The sequence below is a fragment of the Enterobacter sp. Li2LvB3 genome, assembly GCF_056156645.1.
In genome coordinates this window covers 63151-81670 of the sequence record NZ_JBSICG010000002.1, presented here as the reverse complement: position 1 = coordinate 81670, position 18520 = coordinate 63151, and the positions used below count along the sequence as shown (strand labels likewise).

The 18520-nt window shown below is 51.4% G+C and carries 19 protein-coding genes; 13 read left to right on the top strand and 6 right to left on the bottom strand.

The window, feature by feature from the left end; translation table 11 throughout:
* Positions 1–70: 70 nt before the first annotated feature.
* The gene (sohB, locus tag ACS603_RS01895; RefSeq protein ID WP_182061310.1) at positions 71–1117 is read left to right on the top strand and encodes a protease SohB; all 1047 of its coding nucleotides are present in this window, start codon (positions 71–73) and stop codon (positions 1115–1117) included.
* Between the two features lie 34 nt (positions 1118–1151).
* Here the strand turns inward: sohB and ACS603_RS01890 are convergent, their stop codons facing one another.
* Entirely contained in the window at positions 1152–1403 is a 252-nt protein-coding gene (locus tag ACS603_RS01890) for a YciN family protein (protein ID WP_014070502.1), read from the bottom strand.
* A 399-nt stretch (positions 1404–1802) separates the two neighbouring features.
* Between ACS603_RS01890 and topA the strand changes: the two genes are divergently transcribed.
* From topA to acnA, 6 genes are all read left to right on the top strand, one after another.
* Positions 1803–4400, top strand: a complete 2598-nt coding sequence (gene topA, locus ACS603_RS01885; RefSeq protein ID WP_315685916.1) for a type I DNA topoisomerase — start codon at positions 1803–1805, stop codon at positions 4398–4400.
* A 187-nt stretch (positions 4401–4587) separates the two neighbouring features.
* Entirely contained in the window at positions 4588–5562 is a 975-nt protein-coding gene (gene cysB, locus ACS603_RS01880) for an HTH-type transcriptional regulator CysB (protein WP_006175683.1), read from the top strand.
* 338 nt (positions 5563–5900) lie between these two features.
* Positions 5901–6041: a YmiA family putative membrane protein gene (locus ACS603_RS01875; RefSeq protein ID WP_220458422.1), complete on the top strand. Its 141-nt coding sequence runs from the start codon at positions 5901–5903 to the stop codon at positions 6039–6041.
* A gap of 2 nt (positions 6042–6043) precedes the next feature.
* Positions 6044–6214 (top strand): hypothetical protein, encoded by a 171-nt coding sequence (locus ACS603_RS01870; RefSeq protein ID WP_474943650.1) that lies wholly within the window; start codon positions 6044–6046, stop codon positions 6212–6214.
* 138 nt (positions 6215–6352) lie between these two features.
* Positions 6353–6451: a small membrane protein YmiC gene (ymiC, locus tag ACS603_RS01865; protein WP_315688707.1), complete on the top strand. Its 99-nt coding sequence runs from the start codon at positions 6353–6355 to the stop codon at positions 6449–6451.
* A gap of 165 nt (positions 6452–6616) precedes the next feature.
* On the top strand, positions 6617–9292 hold the full coding sequence (acnA, locus tag ACS603_RS01860; RefSeq protein WP_474943649.1) for an aconitate hydratase AcnA: 2676 nt from the start codon (positions 6617–6619) through the stop codon (positions 9290–9292).
* 43 nt (positions 9293–9335) lie between these two features.
* Here acnA and ribA read toward each other — a convergent pair whose 3' ends face one another.
* Positions 9336–9926, bottom strand: coding sequence for a GTP cyclohydrolase II (ribA, locus tag ACS603_RS01855; RefSeq protein WP_182061306.1), 591 nt, complete (start codon positions 9924–9926; stop codon positions 9336–9338).
* A 197-nt stretch (positions 9927–10123) separates the two neighbouring features.
* On the opposite strand from ribA, the gene pgpB reads away from it, so the two are divergent.
* The 5 genes from pgpB (at position 10124) to yciH (ending at position 13774) form a co-directional block, all read left to right on the top strand.
* Positions 10124–10891: a phosphatidylglycerophosphatase B gene (gene pgpB, locus ACS603_RS01850; RefSeq protein WP_474943648.1), complete on the top strand. Its 768-nt coding sequence runs from the start codon at positions 10124–10126 to the stop codon at positions 10889–10891.
* Positions 10892–11039: 148 nt separating this feature from the next.
* Positions 11040–11348: a LapA family protein gene (locus ACS603_RS01845; RefSeq protein ID WP_182061305.1), complete on the top strand. Its 309-nt coding sequence runs from the start codon at positions 11040–11042 to the stop codon at positions 11346–11348.
* Between the two features lie 6 nt (positions 11349–11354).
* Positions 11355–12524, top strand: coding sequence for a lipopolysaccharide assembly protein LapB (gene lapB / locus ACS603_RS01840; RefSeq protein ID WP_182061304.1), 1170 nt, complete (start codon positions 11355–11357; stop codon positions 12522–12524).
* A gap of 186 nt (positions 12525–12710) precedes the next feature.
* On the top strand, positions 12711–13448 hold the full coding sequence (gene pyrF / locus ACS603_RS01835; RefSeq protein WP_182061303.1) for an orotidine-5'-phosphate decarboxylase: 738 nt from the start codon (positions 12711–12713) through the stop codon (positions 13446–13448).
* Positions 13448–13774, top strand: coding sequence for a stress response translation initiation inhibitor YciH (gene yciH / locus ACS603_RS01830; protein ID WP_474943647.1), 327 nt, complete (start codon positions 13448–13450; stop codon positions 13772–13774). The genes pyrF and yciH overlap by 1 nt, the downstream gene beginning before the upstream one ends.
* Before the next feature lie 105 nt (positions 13775–13879).
* On the opposite strand, the gene osmB is transcribed toward yciH, so the two are convergent.
* The 3 genes from osmB to ACS603_RS01815 form a co-directional block, all read right to left on the bottom strand.
* Positions 13880–14098, bottom strand: a complete 219-nt coding sequence (osmB, locus tag ACS603_RS01825) for an osmotically-inducible lipoprotein OsmB (protein WP_182061301.1) — start codon at positions 14096–14098, stop codon at positions 13880–13882.
* A 263-nt stretch (positions 14099–14361) separates the two neighbouring features.
* On the bottom strand, positions 14362–15114 hold the full coding sequence (gene yciT / locus ACS603_RS01820; protein ID WP_315685913.1) for a DNA-binding transcriptional regulator YciT: 753 nt from the start codon (positions 15112–15114) through the stop codon (positions 14362–14364).
* Positions 15115–15158: 44 nt separating this feature from the next.
* Positions 15159–15341, bottom strand: coding sequence for a YciZ family protein (locus ACS603_RS01815; RefSeq protein ID WP_014070489.1), 183 nt, complete (start codon positions 15339–15341; stop codon positions 15159–15161).
* Between the two features lie 193 nt (positions 15342–15534).
* On the opposite strand from ACS603_RS01815, the gene ACS603_RS01810 reads away from it, so the two are divergent.
* A complete protein-coding gene (locus ACS603_RS01810) occupies positions 15535–16404 on the top strand; it encodes a crotonase/enoyl-CoA hydratase family protein (RefSeq protein ID WP_182061299.1) in 870 nt (289 codons plus the stop codon).
* On the opposite strand, the gene pdeR is transcribed toward ACS603_RS01810, so the two are convergent.
* The gene (gene pdeR, locus ACS603_RS01805; protein WP_182061298.1) at positions 16401–18392 is read right to left on the bottom strand and encodes a cyclic di-GMP phosphodiesterase; all 1992 of its coding nucleotides are present in this window, start codon (positions 18390–18392) and stop codon (positions 16401–16403) included. The genes ACS603_RS01810 and pdeR overlap by 4 nt on opposite strands.
* Positions 18393–18520: the final 128 nt, after the last annotated feature.

Genomic DNA, 18520 nt, shown 5'->3' with positions numbered 1-18520 from the left:
GAGCAAGACGCCTGACAATGGCTGTTGTACACTGGCGGGGAAGAATCGTGGTTAAATCAAGGTGGAACACGTGGAATTACTTTCTGAATATGGGTTGTTTTTAGCCAAAATCGCGACGGTGGTGATTGCCATTGCGGTAATCGCGGTATTGCTCGTTAACCTGACCCAGCGTAAACGTCAGCGCGGTGAATTGCGGATCACCCGCTTAAGCGAACAGTATAAGGAGATGCAAGAAGAGATGTCTCTGGCGTTGCTGGATAGCCATCAGCAAAAACAGTGGGCAAAAGTGCAAAAGAAAAAGCACAAGCAGGAAGCTAAAGCGGCAAAAGCGAAAGCAAAATCACATCTCCCGCAGGATGACGTTAAACCACGTGTCTATGTTCTCGATTTTAAAGGCAGTATGGATGCACATGAAGTGTCTTCCTTACGCGAAGAGGTAACGGCAGTACTTGCTGTTGCGAAGCCAAAAGACCAGGTGGTATTGCGTCTTGAAAGCCCGGGTGGCGTTGTGCATGGCTACGGCCTGGCGGCGTCTCAGCTCCAGCGTCTGCGGGATAAACAGATTCCGTTAACTGTTGCCGTGGATAAAGTGGCTGCGAGCGGTGGCTACATGATGGCATGTGTGGCCGACAAAATTGTTGCTGCGCCGTTTTCAATCATTGGCTCCATTGGCGTTGTGGCGCAAATTCCGAATTTTAACCGCTTCCTGAAAAACAAAGAGATCGACATTGAGCTGCATACCGCCGGACAGTACAAACGCACGCTAACGCTGCTGGGTGAAAACACCGAAGAGGGGCGTCAGAAGTTTCGTGAAGACCTTAATGAAACCCATCATCTTTTTAAAGACTTTGTGCAGCGTATGCGCCCAACCCTGGATATTGATCAGGTTGCAACCGGGGAGCACTGGTACGGTACGCAGGCTCAGGAAAAAGGGCTGGTGGATGATGTCGGCACCAGCGACGATCTGTTGTTAGGGCTGATGAATGGCCGCGAGCTGGTCGGCGTGCGCTTCGCACAGCGTAAACGACTGCTCGACCGGTTTACCAACAGCGCCGCAGAGAGCGCAGACCGCCTGTTGTTACGCTGGTTACAACGCGGACAAAAACCGCTGCTGTAAACGAAAACGCGAGGCATCTGCCTCGCGTTTTGCGTTAATCGACCAGGTGATACTTCTCGGAAAGCGTATGCGCCAGGTATTTAAACATGTTAAACACCGCGGTGCTTTTCGGGGTGGGTAACCCTTGCTCATCAAGGAAATATTCGCCGCTGAACACCAGTACGCCATTTCGTTGCTCTACACCGGTCGCTTCGATGCCAGCGAGGGTGTCTTCATGGTTGCGAATCAGCTTGTTCGCTTCAATAAGCAGAGATGCTCGGTCAATTGGTTGGGTTGTATTCTGCATAATCCACTCCTTAAACAGTGACAATAGTCTACGCCGGAGGGGCTTTGGGGGCAAATTTTCCCTGTTATCTGAGGGGGTAAGCACGGTTGCGGTGGCTGGCGGGAATCGCTATTACATGCTAATAAAGTTGCGTAACGAATTTTATCAGGTACAGTGTGCGCTTTCGTCATTCTGGCAACAGAATTGCTTGACATTCGAGCGGGAATTCGTCACGAATTAACGTCTATCTGAGAAAAATACCCGATAACTCAATCACCTGGACGTCATCTTTCTGACGCAGGGTAAGACAAAGGGGTTGATATCCCCTGACGCAGTCTCAATATCAAGAGCTCGTCGTCAGCGGAAGGGAAATCAACGTGCGGCGTATTCCTGGAAGAATTAAATTAGGTAAAGGTGAATATGGGTAAAGCTCTCGTCATCGTTGAGTCCCCGGCAAAAGCCAAAACGATCAATAAGTATCTGGGTAATGACTACGTGGTTAAATCCAGCGTTGGTCACATCCGCGATTTGCCGACCAGTGGCTCAGCCAGCAAAAAGAGCGCAGACTCTACCTCCACCAAAGGGGCTAAAAAGCCTAAAAAGGATGAACGTAGCGCGCTTGTCAACCGCATGGGTGTTAACCCGTGGCACAACTGGGATGCACAATATGAAGTGCTGCCAGGGAAAGAAAAGGTCGTCAATGAGCTGAAGCAGCTTGCTGAAAAAGCCGACCACATCTATCTCGCAACCGACCTTGACCGCGAAGGGGAAGCCATTGCATGGCACCTGCGGGAAGTCATCGGTGGCGACGAAAAACGCTACAGCCGTGTAGTGTTTAACGAAATTACGAAAAATGCGATTCGCCAGGCGTTTGAAAAGCCAGGTGAGCTGAATATCGACCGCGTAAATGCTCAGCAAGCACGCCGCTTTATGGACCGTGTTGTGGGCTATATGGTTTCTCCGCTTCTGTGGAAAAAGATTGCCCGTGGTCTGTCAGCAGGGCGCGTTCAGTCCGTTGCAGTGCGTCTGGTTGTTGAACGCGAGCGCGAAATCAAAGCGTTTGTACCAGAAGAGTTCTGGGAAGTTGACGCCAACGTCACCACACCAGGCGGTGACGCGCTGCCGTTGCAGGTAAGCCATCACAACGACAAACCGTTCCGCCCTGAAAATCGCGAGCAGACAATGGCTGCCGTCGCGTTGCTGGAAAAAGCACGCTATCAGGTTCTGGAGCGCGAAGATAAACCGACCAGCAGTAAGCCTGGTGCTCCTTTTATTACGTCTACATTGCAACAGGCGGCGAGCACGCGTCTGGGCTATGGCGTGAAGAAAACCATGATGATGGCGCAGCGCTTGTATGAAGCGGGCTACATCACCTATATGCGTACTGACTCTACCAACCTGAGCCAGGATGCAGTCAACATGGTGCGTGGTTATATCAGCGACAACTTCGGCAAAAAATATCTGCCGGAAGGTCAAAATCATTACGCCAGCAAGGAAAACTCCCAGGAAGCGCACGAAGCGATTCGTCCTTCTGACGTGTCCGTACTGGCTGAATCGCTGAAAGATATGGAAGCCGATGCGCAGAAGCTGTATCAGCTGATCTGGCGTCAGTTTGTGGCGTGCCAGATGACGCCAGCCCAGTACGACTCCACCACTCTGACTGTGGGTGCAGGTGATTTCCGCCTGAAAGCGCGTGGGCGTATCCTGCGCTTTGACGGCTGGACGAAAGTGATGCCTGCGCTGCGTAAAGGCGATGAAGACAGAACCTTGCCTGCGGTGAACAAGGGCGATGAACTGTCTCTGGTCGAACTGGTACCGGCGCAACACTTCACCAAACCGCCTGCGCGTTTCAGTGAAGCGTCACTGGTTAAAGAGCTGGAAAAACGTGGAATTGGCCGTCCATCAACGTATGCGTCAATTATCTCGACAATCCAGGATCGTGGTTACGTCCGCGTTGAAAGCCGTCGTTTCTATGCAGAAAAGATGGGTGAGATTGTTACTGACCGCCTGGAAGCTAACTTCCGCGAGCTGATGAACTACGATTTCACCGCGCAGATGGAAGACAGCCTTGACCAGGTCGCCAGCCATCAGGCTGAGTGGAAAAAGGTACTCGACAGCTTCTTTAGCGACTTTACCCATCAACTGGATAAAGCCGAGAAAGATCCAGAAGAAGGCGGAATGCTGCCTAACCAGATGGTGCTGACCAGTATTGATTGCCCAACCTGTGGTCGTAAAATGGGTATCCGTACTGCCACGACCGGCGTCTTCCTTGGCTGTTCAGGCTACGCGCTTTCACCGAAAGAGCGTTGCAAAACGACCATTAACCTGGTGCCAGAGAACGAAGTGCTCAACATTCTTGAGGGCGACGATGCTGAAACAAACGCCTTGCGTGCGAAGCGTCGTTGTAAGAAATGTGGCACCGCGATGGACAGCTATCTGATCGATCCGAAACGTAAACTGCACGTCTGCGGTAATAACCCAACGTGTGATGGGTATGAGATCGAAGAGGGCGAGTTCCGCATTAAGGGTTATGACGGCCCAATCGTTGAGTGTGAAAAATGTGGCTCCGAAATGCACCTGAGAATGGGGCGTTTTGGTAAGTACATGGCCTGTACCAACGACGAGTGTAAGAACACCCGTAAGATCCTGCGTAACGGCGAAGTTGCACCGCCGAAGGAAGATCCGGTTCCGCTGCCGGAGCTGCCGTGTGAGAAATCAGATGCCTACTTCGTACTGCGTGACGGTGCCGCTGGGGTCTTCCTTGCAGCGAATACCTTCCCGAAATCGCGTGAAACGCGTGCGCCGCTGGTAGAAGAGTTGTATCGCTTCCGCGATCGCCTGCCGGAGAAACTGCGTTATCTGGCCGACGCGCCTCAGCAGGATCCCGAAGGTAATAAGACAGTTGTGCGTTTTAGCCGTAAAACCAAACAGCAGTATGTTGCCGCTGAGAAAGAAGGTAAAGCGACTGGCTGGTCAGCCTTCTTTGTTGACGGTAAATGGGCTGAAGGCAAAAAATAATCTGCACTTACCGTAACTTACCTGTAAAAGGGCCGGTCTTCCGGCCCTTTTTTATTACGTCGTTATTATTTTTTGTTCCGTACTATACAGTCAGGCTATAAATGATATAGTGGTTATAGTTAACCCGTTTCTTATTATCAAATCGTCTTAAACGATTGACCGCGTGCGCTAAATCGGATGGTCCGGCATGAAACTACAGCAGCTTCGCTATATCGTTGAGGTGGTAAATCACAACCTTAACGTCTCTTCTACCGCTGAAGGTCTATATACCTCTCAACCCGGCATCAGTAAGCAAGTTCGAATGCTGGAGGATGAACTCGGTATTCAGATTTTTGCCCGTAGCGGTAAACACCTCACTCAGGTTACGCCCGCGGGGCAGGAGATAATCCGTATTGCCCGTGAAGTGCTTTCTAAAGTCGATGCAATTAAATCGGTTGCAGGAGAGCACACCTGGCCTGACAAAGGTTCGTTGTACATTGCCACCACCCATACGCAGGCGCGTTATGCCCTGCCAGGGGTGATTAAGGGCTTTATCGAGCGTTACCCGCGCGTATCATTGCATATGCATCAGGGCTCACCCACGCAAATCGCTGAAGCGGTGTCAAAGGGCAACGCAGATTTCGCCATTGCCACAGAAGCGCTGCATCTTTACGACGACCTGGTGATGCTGCCGTGCTACCACTGGAATCGCTCGATTGTGGTTACGCCCGACCACCCGCTGGCCGGTAAGGGCTCGGTGACTATTGAAGAGCTGGCGCAATATCCGCTGGTGACCTATACCTTCGGGTTTACCGGTCGTTCTGAGCTGGACACTGCATTTAACCGTGCAGGTTTAACGCCGCGGATCGTCTTCACGGCCACTGACGCAGACGTGATTAAAACCTATGTCCGGCTGGGGCTTGGGGTAGGGGTCATTGCCAGCATGGCGGTTGATCCGGTATCCGACCCTGATTTAGTCCGTCTTGATGCGCATGATATTTTCAGCCATAGCACAACCAAAATTGGTTTCCGCCGCAGCACCTTCCTGCGCAGCTATATGTATGATTTTATTCAGCGCTTTGCGCCGCATTTAACGCGCGATGTCGTAGATACCGCCGTAGCTCTGCGTTCCAATGAAGACATCGAAGAGATGTTTAAAGACATTAAGCTCCCTGCCAAATAATCACTCCCGGTATCTTTCCATTACGGAAAGATACCGATATATCCGCTTAAACCTAAATCAGAATTATCATCATCTGCACTTCGCTGACATATAATGTCATAACCCATTTTATTTATAAGGCTTTACTGTCGCGAATTTGCGACAAAAGTAGAAAGTAAATTCCGACTGCGCAAATAATTCGTTTCAATTATTTATTTCTGGTCAAAAGATTGAATATTTAACCTGCGCCGCTGCGTAAATTCACTGGCTTTTCAGCTAAAGTTTCTTTAGGATTTATCTCAACTGATAATTACTTGTACCAATTGTTTGGTATCAAAATGATAAGCGATGTCGATTGTATGAGGTTAGCAATGCCGTCAGGAAGTGAAGAACCGCAAAGGGACCCTGCGCTTAAACGCAAAGCCTGGCTGACGGTCTTTGTTGTCTCTGCCCTGTTTTGGGTGGTGGTTGCTCTCCTGGCCTGGAAATATTGGGGTTAACTATGACAGTGACGGTACGTACAGAATCGGTCAAACAGATGTGTCAGCATCGTAACAGTCGCCGCAAAGCGCGTAAAGAGCCGGCTACCAGTGTTCCAGCCTCATGGGAACTCACTCCCCAGCAGAAGGCCTTTATTGATATCTTCGCTGAAGACGAACCTAAAAAACAATAATTTGGTTTTGAGCGTTATTACGCGAATAGTCCGAAGAATGTCTCTGCGCTTTTGTACTCTTTTATAAATACACATCAGCAATATAGTACTGAGGAATTCACTCAGGATCACTAATTAATAAAGTCTGGTGTTGCTATGATGAATAACGTGAGAACTCTCAAATACTGGTCGTGGATAGGCGTTTTTTCGTTGTCGATTCTCTTCTGGTGTCAGCTTGTCTGGCTAACCTTTTACTGATTGATAAAACCTCGCTACGGCGGGGTTTTTTGTTTTTTACCCGCCTTCTTCACTCGCGACAATTTATCAATTTGGGTTGTTATCAAAACGTTACATCCACCATGTGTTATCTTTAATTACGGCCCTGGAATTTATCAGGGTATCTCTGCAATTAAGGAGGAGCTTATGTCGTTAACCCTACGCGAAGCCAGTAAGGACACGTTGCAGGCAGAAAACAAAACCTGGTATTACTACAGTTTGCCGCTGGCTGCCAAAAGCCTTGGGGACATTTCGCGGTTACCCAAGTCGCTGAAAGTTTTACTGGAAAACCTCTTACGCTGGCAGGATGACGATTCTGTCACTGCGGATGACATTCATGCACTGGCAGGCTGGCTAAAACATGCCCACGCTGACCGGGAAATTGCCTATCGCCCTGCGAGGGTGCTGATGCAGGACTTCACGGGTGTACCTGCCGTTGTTGATTTAGCCGCCATGCGGGAAGCCGTAAAACGTCTTGGTGGAAATACGGCGAAAGTAAACCCGCTATCCCCGGTGGATCTGGTTATTGACCACTCCGTCACTGTCGACCGCTTTGGTGACGAGGGTGCGTTCGATGAGAACGTGCGTCTGGAGATGGAGCGAAATCACGAGCGCTATGTCTTTCTGAAGTGGGGACAACAAGCTTTCAGTCGGTTCAGTGTCGTGCCACCCGGCACCGGCATTTGCCACCAGGTTAACCTGGAGTATCTGGGGAAAGCCGTCTGGAGCGAGTTACAGGGTAAAGAGTGGATCGCATACCCCGATACGCTGGTGGGCACCGATTCGCATACCACCATGATTAATGGCCTGGGTGTGCTGGGCTGGGGTGTTGGGGGGATTGAAGCTGAAGCCGCGATGCTCGGGCAGCCGGTTTCAATGCTAATACCCGACGTAGTGGGTTTTAAACTCAACGGCAAGCTTCCTGAGGGTATTACTGCCACGGATCTGGTGCTGACAGTCACTCAGATGCTGCGCCAGCATGGTGTGGTCGGCAAATTTGTTGAGTTCTACGGTGACGGCCTTGATTCACTGCCGCTTGCCGACCGTGCCACTATTGCCAATATGTCGCCAGAGTATGGTGCAACCTGCGGCTTTTTCCCGGTTGATAATGTCACGCTGGAATATTTACGCCTGAGTGGGCGCACAGAAGAGCAGGTGGCGCTCGTAGAGGCTTACACCAAAGCGCAGGGGATGTGGCGCAACCCGGGCGATGAGCCGGTCTTTACCAGCACGCTGGAGCTTGATATGGGCTCCGTAGAGGCAAGCCTGGCAGGGCCAAAACGTCCGCAGGATAGGGTGGCGCTACAAAACGTACCAAAAGCGTTTGCGGCCAGTAACGAGCTGGAGCTTAACGCAGCGCAAAAAGATCATCGCCCGGTAGATTATGTTCTGAACGGGCAAACCTGGCAGTTGCCGGAAGGCGCAGTTGTCATTGCGGCAATTACCTCCTGTACCAATACCTCTAACCCGAGCGTGCTGATGGCCGCGGGTCTGCTGGCGAAAAAAGCCGTAGAGCTAGGGTTAAAACCGCAACCGTGGGTGAAAGCGTCGCTGGCTCCGGGGTCGAAAGTGGTATCCGATTATCTGGCCAAGGCAAAGCTCACACCGTATCTGGACGAACTTGGGTTTAATCTTGTGGGATACGGATGTACCACCTGTATCGGGAACTCAGGGCCTCTGCCTGAGCCTATTGAGCTGGCGATAAAACAGGGTGATCTGACGGTTGGGGCTGTTTTGTCCGGTAACCGCAATTTCGAAGGCCGTATTCACCCGTTGGTGAAAACTAACTGGCTGGCATCACCTCCGTTGGTTGTGGCTTATGCGCTGGCCGGCAACATGAACATCAATCTGGTTTCCGACCCGCTTGGCCAGGACAGGAACAACCAGCCAGTTTACCTCAAAGATATATGGCCGACATCGCAGGAAATTGCGCGCGCGGTTGAGCAGGTTTCTACCGAAATGTTCCATAAAGAGTACTCGGAAGTGTTTGAAGGCACGCCTGAGTGGAAAGCCATTGCGGTAGAGGGGTCTGACACCTACGCCTGGCAGGATGATTCGACTTATATCCGCCTGTCGCCTTTCTTTGATGAGATGCAGGCTCAGCCTGCGCCGCTGAAAGATATCCAGGGGGCGCGCGTGCTGGCAATGCTGGGCGACTCCGTTACCACAGACCATATCTCTCCGGCAGGCAGTATAAAAGCCGACAGCCCTGCAGGGCGCTATCTGCAAGGACGTGGTGTGGAGCGCAGGGACTTTAACTCGTACGGTTCGCGTCGTGGTAACCATGAGGTCATGATGCGCGGTACGTTTGCCAATATTCGTATCCGCAATGAAATGGTACCGGGCGTGGAAGGGGGCATGACTCGCTATCTGCCAGGAACGGAAGTGGTATCGATGTATGATGCGGCGGTCAGTTATCAGCAGGCGGGTGTTCCACTCGCGGTTATCGCCGGTAAAGAGTACGGTTCCGGCTCAAGCCGTGACTGGGCGGCAAAAGGACCGCGTCTGCTGGGTGTACGGGTGGTTATTGCCGAGTCATTTGAACGTATTCACCGTTCGAATCTGATTGGTATGGGGATTTTGCCACTTGAGTTCCCGCAGGGCATGACGCGCAAAACGCTGGGGTTGACCGGGGAGGAGCAGATAGACATCAGTGGATTGCAAAATCTGCAACCGGGTAAAACTGTGCCGGTGAAGCTCACGCGTGCTGACGGGAAAACAGAAATGCTTGATTGCCGGTGTCGCATCGATACCGCAACAGAGCTGACGTATTACCAGAATGACGGCATCCTGCATTATGTGATTCGGAAGATGCTGGATTGATTGAACGTGCCCGGCGCGAATTATCGCGCCGGGCTTACAGCAATTATTCGCTTAACAGATGGCCCATTTTCGCGGCTTTGGTGTCGAGATAGTGGGCATTTTTCGGGTTACGCCCCACAATCAGCGGTACACGTTCAACAATATTGATGCCGGCTTCCGTCAGGATCTCAACTTTACGCGGGTTGTTCGTCAGCAGACGTACTGCATCCACACCCAGCAGCTTGAACATATCTGCACACAGGGTGAAATCACGCTCATCGGCGGCAAAACCGAGTTGATGGTTAGCTTCGACCGTATCGTAACCCTGATCCTGAAGGGCGTAAGCACGGATTTTATTCAACAGACCGATATTACGGCCTTCCTGGCGGTGATAGAGCAGAACCCCGCGACCTTCCTCCGCGATGTGCGTCAGGGCCGCTTCCAGCTGGAAACCGCAGTCGCAGCGCAGGCTGAACAAGGCATCGCCAGTCAGACACTCCGAATGGACGCGAGACAACACCGGTGTCTGCCCTGAAATGTCGCCAAACACTAAGGCGACGTGATCCTGTCCGGTTGCCAGTTCTTCAAATCCCACCATCAGGAAATCGCCCCATGGGGTTGGCAGTTTGGCTTCTGCCACACGTTTAAGCTGCATGTGATTCTCCAGAGTATGCTGACACGTTTCGTGTCTTTCGCCTGTTTGGCTTTCTGTATCTGTTCATTTTGCCACAAGCTCAGCAACTTCACCTAATCGCCGCCATGCTATACGAACGTTAAACGCACGATCCGACATATCCACCTGCCGGGCTAAATTCAGTTATGATTGTGACGCTTAGCGAACAAGGAGAAGACATGCTTTCAATTGCCCGACGAACGGCAGCAGGTGCGGCCATCTTACTTATCATGCCCCTGGCCGTGTGGATTTCCGGCTGGACATGGCAGCCCGGACAACATACTGCCTGGCTTAAAGTTCTGTACTGGATAACAGAAACGGTTTCTCAACCCTGGGGGATCATTACCCATGTACTGCTGTGTGCATGGTTCCTGTGGTGCCTGCGTTTTCGTCTTCGCCCTGCAGTAATGCTATTTGCCATTCTTGCGGCGGCAATTGTCGTTGGGCAAGGGGTGAAGTCCTGGGTGAAAGACCAAGTGCAGGAGCCACGCCCGTTCGTTGTCTGGCTGGAAAAAACGCACCATGTCCCTGTGGATGAGTTCTACAATTTAAAGCGTAAGGACCGTGGCGCGCTGGTCAAAGAACAACTTTCGGAACAACAGGATATTCCCAAGTTTTTGCGTAAGCACTGGCAAAAAGGAGCTGGATTCGCGTTCCCTTCCGGTCATACGATGTTTGCTGCCAGCTGGGCGTTACTTGGTGTGGGGTTACTCTGGCCACGTCGCCGGACGGTGACGATAGCTGTGTTGCTGGTGTGGGCAACGGCTGTGATGGGAAGCCGTCTGCTGCTGGGTATGCACTGGCCACGTGATTTGATTGTTGCCACGCTTATCTCCTGGGTGCTGGTGACCTTCGCCACCTGGCTTGCCCAGAGAGTGTGTGGGCCGCTGACGCCGCCACCGGAAGAGAAGAAAGAAATCGCGGAAAGAGAGCAAAGCGGGGTCTGACGGTTGATATTCTGCATTTAGCCCATAAATCCCATGCTGGCGCGTTACTTTTTCCGTATCGCGCCCGTCACTAAAATGATAGTTTATAAGGCTGATTGCGGTAAGTTGAACACACTTTATTCGCTTGAACCACATAACGGGAAGTAATGTGAAATATTTACTCATTTTCTTACTGGTATTGGCGATTTTTGTCATTTCAGTCACATTGGGTGCGCAGAACGACCAACAGGTGACGTTTAACTATCTGCTGGCACAAGGTGAGTACCGGGTATCAAGCCTGCTCGCGGTGTTGTTCGCTGCGGGATTTATCATCGGCTGGCTGGTTTGCGGTCTGTTCTGGCTTAAAGTTCGTGTTTCTCTTGCGCGCGCTGAACGTAAAATCAAACGCCTTGAACTTCAAATTGCGCCCGCGGCTGACATTCCAGAGCGTTCTGGTGTGCCGGTAGCCAAGGAATAATCGAATATGCTGGAGTTGTTGTTTCTGCTTTTGCCTGTAGCCGCAGCCTATGGCTGGTATATGGGCCGCAGAAGTGCGCAACAAACAAAGCAGGATGAAGCAAACCGACTCTCCCGTGACTATGTTGCGGGGGTGAACTTCCTGCTGAGCAACCAACAGGATAAAGCGGTAGACCTGTTCCTCGATATGCTTAAAGAGGACACCGGTACCGTTGAAGCCCATCTTACCCTCGGAAACCTGTTCCGCTCGCGAGGCGAAGTTGACCGCGCGATCCGCATTCACCAGACCCTCATGGAAAGCGCTTCGCTGACCTACGATCAGCGCTTACTCGCGGTTCAGCAACTGGGCCGTGACTACATGGCCGCCGGTCTGTACGACCGTGCCGAAGACATGTTTACGCAACTGGTCGATGAAACCGATTTTCGAATCAGCGCGTTGCAGCAGTTGTTGCAGATCTACCAGGCGACAAGCGACTGGCAGAAGGCCATTGATACTGCTGAACGTCTGGTGAAGCTGGGTAAAGACAAACAGCGCGTTGAGATAGCCCATTTCTACTGTGAACTCGCATTGCAACAGATGGGTAGCGATGACATGGATAAAGCCATGACATTGCTGAAAAAAGGTGCCGCGGCTGACCGTAACAGTGCGCGTATTTCCATCATGATGGGTCGCGTCTTTATGGCAAACGGTGAGTTTGCCAAAGCGGTTGAATGCCTGCTGCGGGTGATTGATCAGGATAAAGAGCTGGTTAGCGAAACGCTGGAAATGCTGCAAACCTGCTACCAGCAGTTGAATAAACAAGATGAGTGGGTCACCTTCCTGCGTCGTTGTGTCGAGGAAAACACCGGAGCTACCGCCGAGCTGATGCTGTCTGACGTTGTTGAACAGCACGAAGGCAGTGACACGGCGCAGGTGTATATCACCCGTCAGCTTCAGCGCCATCCAACAATGCGGGTCTTCCATAAGCTGATGGACTATCACCTGAATGATGCGGAAGAAGGGCGCGCTAAAGAGAGCCTGATGGTGCTGCGCGACATGGTGGGTGAACAGGTGCGCAGTAAGCCGCGCTATCGCTGCCAGAAATGCGGTTTCACCGCTTATACGCTTTACTGGCACTGTCCTTCGTGCCGTGCGTGGTCCACGATTAAGCCTATTCGCGGCCTTGACGGGCAGTAATTTTTTAAAACGCATTATTTTAGTTACAACATACTAATGTGTGTTTTATATATTGTCAGCACCGTGCAGTCATTAGCCTGGCAGGAAAAGAAATCGATTCTGTTCATTTGTGGCGCCGGCAGGTAGAATGCTGGCCGTTTATCTGTTCCGCGCCGCTGTGCGCCCATAGACGAAAAAGGGCTGGTCATGACGTCTGTTACTTCCTCCGCTTCCCGCGTAGTTACTGATTCTCCTGTTGTTGTTGCTCTCGATTACAATAACCGCGATGCTGCACTTGCCTTCGTCGATGGCATTGATCCGCGTGACTGCCGCCTGAAAGTCGGCAAAGAAATGTTCACGCTGTTTGGGCCACAAATCGTGCGTGACCTCCAACAGCGGGGCTTTGAAATCTTCCTCGACCTGAAATTTCACGATATCCCCAACACCACGGCACATGCGGTTGCCGCGGCTGCCGAACTGGGTGTATGGATGGTAAACGTCCATGCATCGGGCGGGGCGCGTATGATGACTGCCGCGCGTGAAGCGCTTGTACCTTTTGGCAAAGACGCGCCATTACTGATTGCCGTAACGGTTCTGACCAGCATGGACGAAAGTGACCTGCGCGATCTTGGCGTGACGTTGTCACCTGCTGAGCATGCTGAACGCCTTGCGCGCCTGACACAAAACTGTGGTCTGGACGGGGTGGTCTGTTCCGCGCAGGAAGCTGTACGCTTCAAATCTGAACTGGGTCAGGCGTTCAAGCTTGTCACACCGGGTATTCGTCCGGCAGGAAGTGACGTGGGCGATCAGCGCCGCATCATGACGCCTGAGCAGGCGCTGGCGGCGGGTGTTGACTATATGGTTATCGGTCGCCCGATAACGCAATCGGCTAACCCGGCTCAAACGCTGAAGGCCATCAATGCCTCACTGAAGAAGGGCGCGTAATGAGCGATTCTAACAGCCGCCTGGTGTACTCCACTGAAACCGGCCGCATCGATGAACCCAAAGCTGCGGCAGAGCGCCCGAAAGGCGACGGCGTAGTGCGCATCCAGCGTCAGACCAGTGGCAGAAAGGGTAAAGGTGTTTGCCTGATTACCGGTATTGATGCAGACGATGCTGAACTGGCGAAACTTGCAGCTGAGCTTAAAAAGAAATGCGGATGTGGCGGCGCTGTGAAAGACGGTATTATTGAAATTCAGGGCGACAAACGAGATTTAATTAAGTCACTGCTCGAAGCCAAAGGTATGAACGTAAAACTGGCGGGCGGTTAAAATAAGTGAGCCACGGTAAATACCGTGGCTCTATTTTTACGTGCGTAAGTCAGACCTGAAATATATTCAAAATTATCTTTATATCGGTGGCTGCCGTTATGGAGATTATTTGCCCACCTGGTGACCGATAATACCGCCAACAGCAGCACCACCTAACGTACCCAGCGTACTACCGTCAGTTAAGACCGCACCACCGATTGCACCGGCACCGGCGCCAATGGCAGTGTTACGGTCGCGTTTTGACCAGTTGGAACATGCGCTCAGGGACATTGCCAGAGCAACAGCCAGAACAGCTGCGGTTAATTTTTTGCTGGTTAAAGACATAATACTTTCTCCTGAATTATCGATTCACGGAAAGAAATACACTTTAAGTATAGACCATTGGCATACTTAAATTCCGTTTCCCGTGAAAGCTGGTCGCGCAGGCGTTACGTAATCACGCAGGTGATAGTCACTTCCTGTTATATCGCTAATATTAATTTTACGATTTTAACGCTGGTTAAACAGGTAAAAAGTCTTAAAGGGAGTCCAGGAATTCTCTCAGAGATGAAATTGACGGCGCCCGGGAGCCGGGCGCAGAAAAGATATTATGCGGGGTTTTTGACAATATCGACCGTCAGGCCAGTATGTTCGAGTTGCTGGCGATGTTCGTTACTTAACCTATCATCGGTAATTACGCGACTGAAACGGGAAATCGGCCCCATCATATAAGGGTGAACCGCGCCAAATTTTGAACTGTCGGTGAGAACAATGGCTTCACACTCTTTTTCAAGTACCGCGTTAACCACATCTGAACGCATCATGTCCCGGCCGGTAAAACCTGTCTCTGCCTGCCAGCCGTCGATCCCGATAAAGGCTTTACTGAAGTGCACTTGCTGAACATATTGCCGGGTTAGAGGCCCAACCATACTCTCGCTTTTTTTCTGATAAATACCCCCGAGCAGAATCACTTCGCAGCGGGTTTCTTTAAGCAGATGAGCGATATAACTGCTGACGGTGATGATTGTGATGTCTTTCTGGTCGGCAAGCGTACGCGCCAGTAGCGCATTGCTGCTGCCGTTCTCGATAAATACCGTCTCACCATTATTCACCAGAGAAGCCGCAAACTCTGCGAGTTCACGCTTCAGCGCATAGTTGTTCATCATGCGCGTTTCGACGTCTTCGCTATCAAGAGGAACGGCATACCCGTGCGCACGACGCAGGTAACTCTGTTTTTCCAGCAGATTAAGATCCTGACGGATTGTGACTTCAGATACGCCGGTGGTTTTAGCGAGGTCGACCACGCTCACGCGTCCCTGATCGATGACCATCTGTAAAATGAGTTGTTGTCGGGAATTCATAGCATCCATTTAAAAAAAGCTGAACGAGGTCGGAAACGTGGTGGTTACACTTCCCACGGGGCTTTAGGTTGCGCGCTTTCTGGTGCGGTGTCGGCGCCATTCTGAGCCAGCAATTCGGATTTTAAGATCTCAAGATTACGGATAGCAGAGTGATAATCGCCCGCAACCAGGATATCCAGCACGGTATCAATACGTTGTGCCACGGTCAGTGCATCAATGTTGGACATAATTTCACCCCTGGAGCGAAAAGTTAATATTTTCAATGATGCAGAAAATAGGATCAAAAGAGAAGGGAAAAAATGCAATAAGGAAATTACATAAATGAAAGTGATAAATTTATCCCTCCTCATGCAGTGAGTTGAATGTGTGGATTAGGCTAATTCTGCGCGCAAGGCGCTTTTTTATATGAGGAATTAGACTATGACAGTTATCAATCAAGCTACTTGCACACTGTTCACTGATGCTGAACGTTTTACCCAACTCGCTGCGTATTATGAGGAGGAACGCCACACCGTCTGGATGATGTTGAAGTCCCAGCCACGACCTTGCTTCAACCACGCGTTGATTGAGGAGATCATGAACTTGTCCTGGCTGGTGCGGCAGTCTGGTTTTGTTGTCGACTTCTGGGTCACCGGCTCGCTTGTTCCTGATATGTACAACACGGGGGGCGATTTGAAGTTCTTTGTCGATTGCATACAGAACGGGCGTCGCGAGGCATTACGTGCCTATGCCCGAGCTTGTGTCGATTGCGTACACGCCGCATCACGCGGTTTTGATACTGGCGCTATTACACTGGCGATGGTTGAAGGCAGCGCCTTAGGTGGTGGATTTGAGGCGGCCCTGGCGCACCATTTTGTTCTTGGCCAGCGCGATGCACGTTTAGGATTTCCTGAAATTGCCTTCAACTTGTTCCCGGGTATGGGGGGGTATTCGCTGGTTGCCCGTCGTTCAGGTATGAAACTGGCGGAGGAACTTATCTACAAAGGGGAGTCTCATACTGCGGAGTGGTACGAACAGCACGGGTTAGTGGATGTCCTTTTCGAGCCAGGACAAAGCTATATGGCGGTACGTACGTTTATCGACACATTACAGCCGAAGATGAACGGGGTAAGGGCAATGCTGCGCGCCCGTACACGCGTTCTGCAACTTCCGCGTAGCGAGTTGATGGACATTACTGAAGATTGGGTCGACGCTGCGTTTTGCCTCGAACCCAAAGATATTGCCTATATGGAGCGTCTGGTTATGCTGCAGGACCGCCACCACGCTGCGGGTTTACGCAAAGCCAGTTAACGCATTTTTCGCGCCTGATAACGCTTTAGCCATCGCTCGAATGCGGCAGCGGGCATAGGCTTAGCAAACAGGTATCCCTGCCGTTCATTGACGCCGTTCTTAGTCAGAAAGGCGTCTTCTTTTGCGCTCTCTACACCTTCGGCAATAACTTGTAAATTCAGCGCCTGCGCCACCGCAACGATCGCACGCACCAGCGATTGTGAAATCGACTGCTTATGAATATCCCGAACGAATGACTGATCGAGCTTAATCGCATCGATTGGGAAACGCGCTAATTGCGAAAGTGACGAGTACCCCGTACCAAAGTCATCCAGGTGGATTTGCGCCCCGAGTTGGCTGAACTGCTGGATAACCGAAAGCGCCAGTTCTTCGTTTTCAATCAGGCAGCTTTCGGTTAATTCCACATCGATAGGGCAGTATTCAAAGTTCAAATCTTTCAGCGCCTGTTTTAAATCGCTGAAAATGGTCTGGTCGGCGAGCTGACGCGCCGAGACGTTAACTGCGACGCGCAGATTAATGCCCTTATCGCGCCATTTGGCAACCTGGCGTACCACATCGAGCATAACCCAGCGGCCAAGCGGCACAATCAGCCCCGACTCTTCGGCATAGGAGATAAATTCCAGCGGCGGGATAAGGCCGCGCTCCGGTGACTGCCAGCGTACCAGCGCTTCCAGGCTTCTGATTTCGCCACGCCAGGTCATTTTCGGCTGATAGTGAATTAGCAACTGATCGTTATCCAGCGCTTTACGCAGGTTGGTATCAAGCCAAAGGTACTCGAAAACGCGCTGGTTCATCTCTGGCGAGAAGACGCAGAACTTACCGCGGCCGCTCTCTTTGGCGGTATACATTGCTGTATCTGCGTTACGAATGACGCTTTCGCGATCGATGCCGTGCTGAGGCGCAAGGGCGATACCGAGCGAGCAGCCGGTATAAATCTCAATCAGTCCGATGCGGAATGGCTGGCGTAAGCGGGTGAGGATCCGCGAGGCCATCGCCTCCAGCGTACCTTGCGAAGTGTCCGTTGCCAGCACGATAAACTCATCGCCACCGAGACGGGCGAGGATTTGCCCATCATCCAGACAACTCAGGATCGCCAGGGCAACCGCCTGTAATAACTGATCGCCGAACATATGCCCGTAGGCATCATTTACCTTTTTGAAGTTATCCAGGTCGAGATACACCACGCCGACCTGGGTTTCTCCGCGCGCCTCTATGGCGTCGGATATCAGTTCGTGGATAGCATTCCGGTTAGGCAACCCAGTGATGGTATCGGTATTCGCCAGCACGCGCAGGCGCTCCTGGGCGCGGCGTTCCTCGGTGATATCGGTTCCTGAACAGATAAGGTAAATTTCATTCTTACCGCTGCCGCTGTGAACAAATTTGTTTCGGAACAGAAACAATCTTTGTCCCTTGCGCGTTTTGATCCAGCGCTCGACTTCATAGGAACTGCCGTTACGAAAAAAACCGGTAATGTTGCGTTTGGACGCGGCCGCTTCACTGCGGCTCATGAACAGCTTAAAAACGTTCTGGCCGATTACTTCCTGTTCTTTCAGACCGGTATACTCTTCGCTAAGACGGTTGAAACGCTGAATGTTCCCGTTTTGATCGAGGATGACAATCACGGAGTTGGCTTCGGAGACAACCTGCTCTGCAAATGAGAGTCCCTGGAGCAGGTCGCGGGCAACAGAAGGGGTATCGTTCCAGGCCGATGCTGTGCCAGCCCACTCTTTTTTATTGATTTTACGGCCGACCAAATGAACAGGGACATCAACACCATACAGTGGCAACGTCATCGTAATGCTGGAGGTAATAACGGTAAGTTGACGAATGAGATCGGCCTGCTCATCACTCAGCGCAACGACCTGAATAACATCGGCACTTTCGCTGGTGGCCAGATGCAGAGCATTGCTATCGGCTGTCAGTCGCCACCAGGGGCTGTGCGTACCCATGTAACGAAACAGCAAATTCTGCTCCAGATCATCCATCATGTTTTCTCCTGCGGCTGCTCATTAGCGCAAACATTATTCAATTGCAGTCGACTTTTCCGTAGTGAGACAGCGGCAAAACCGAAGTGAACTTATTGTTTTTTCCCAGTTTTATTATATTAAAACGAGTC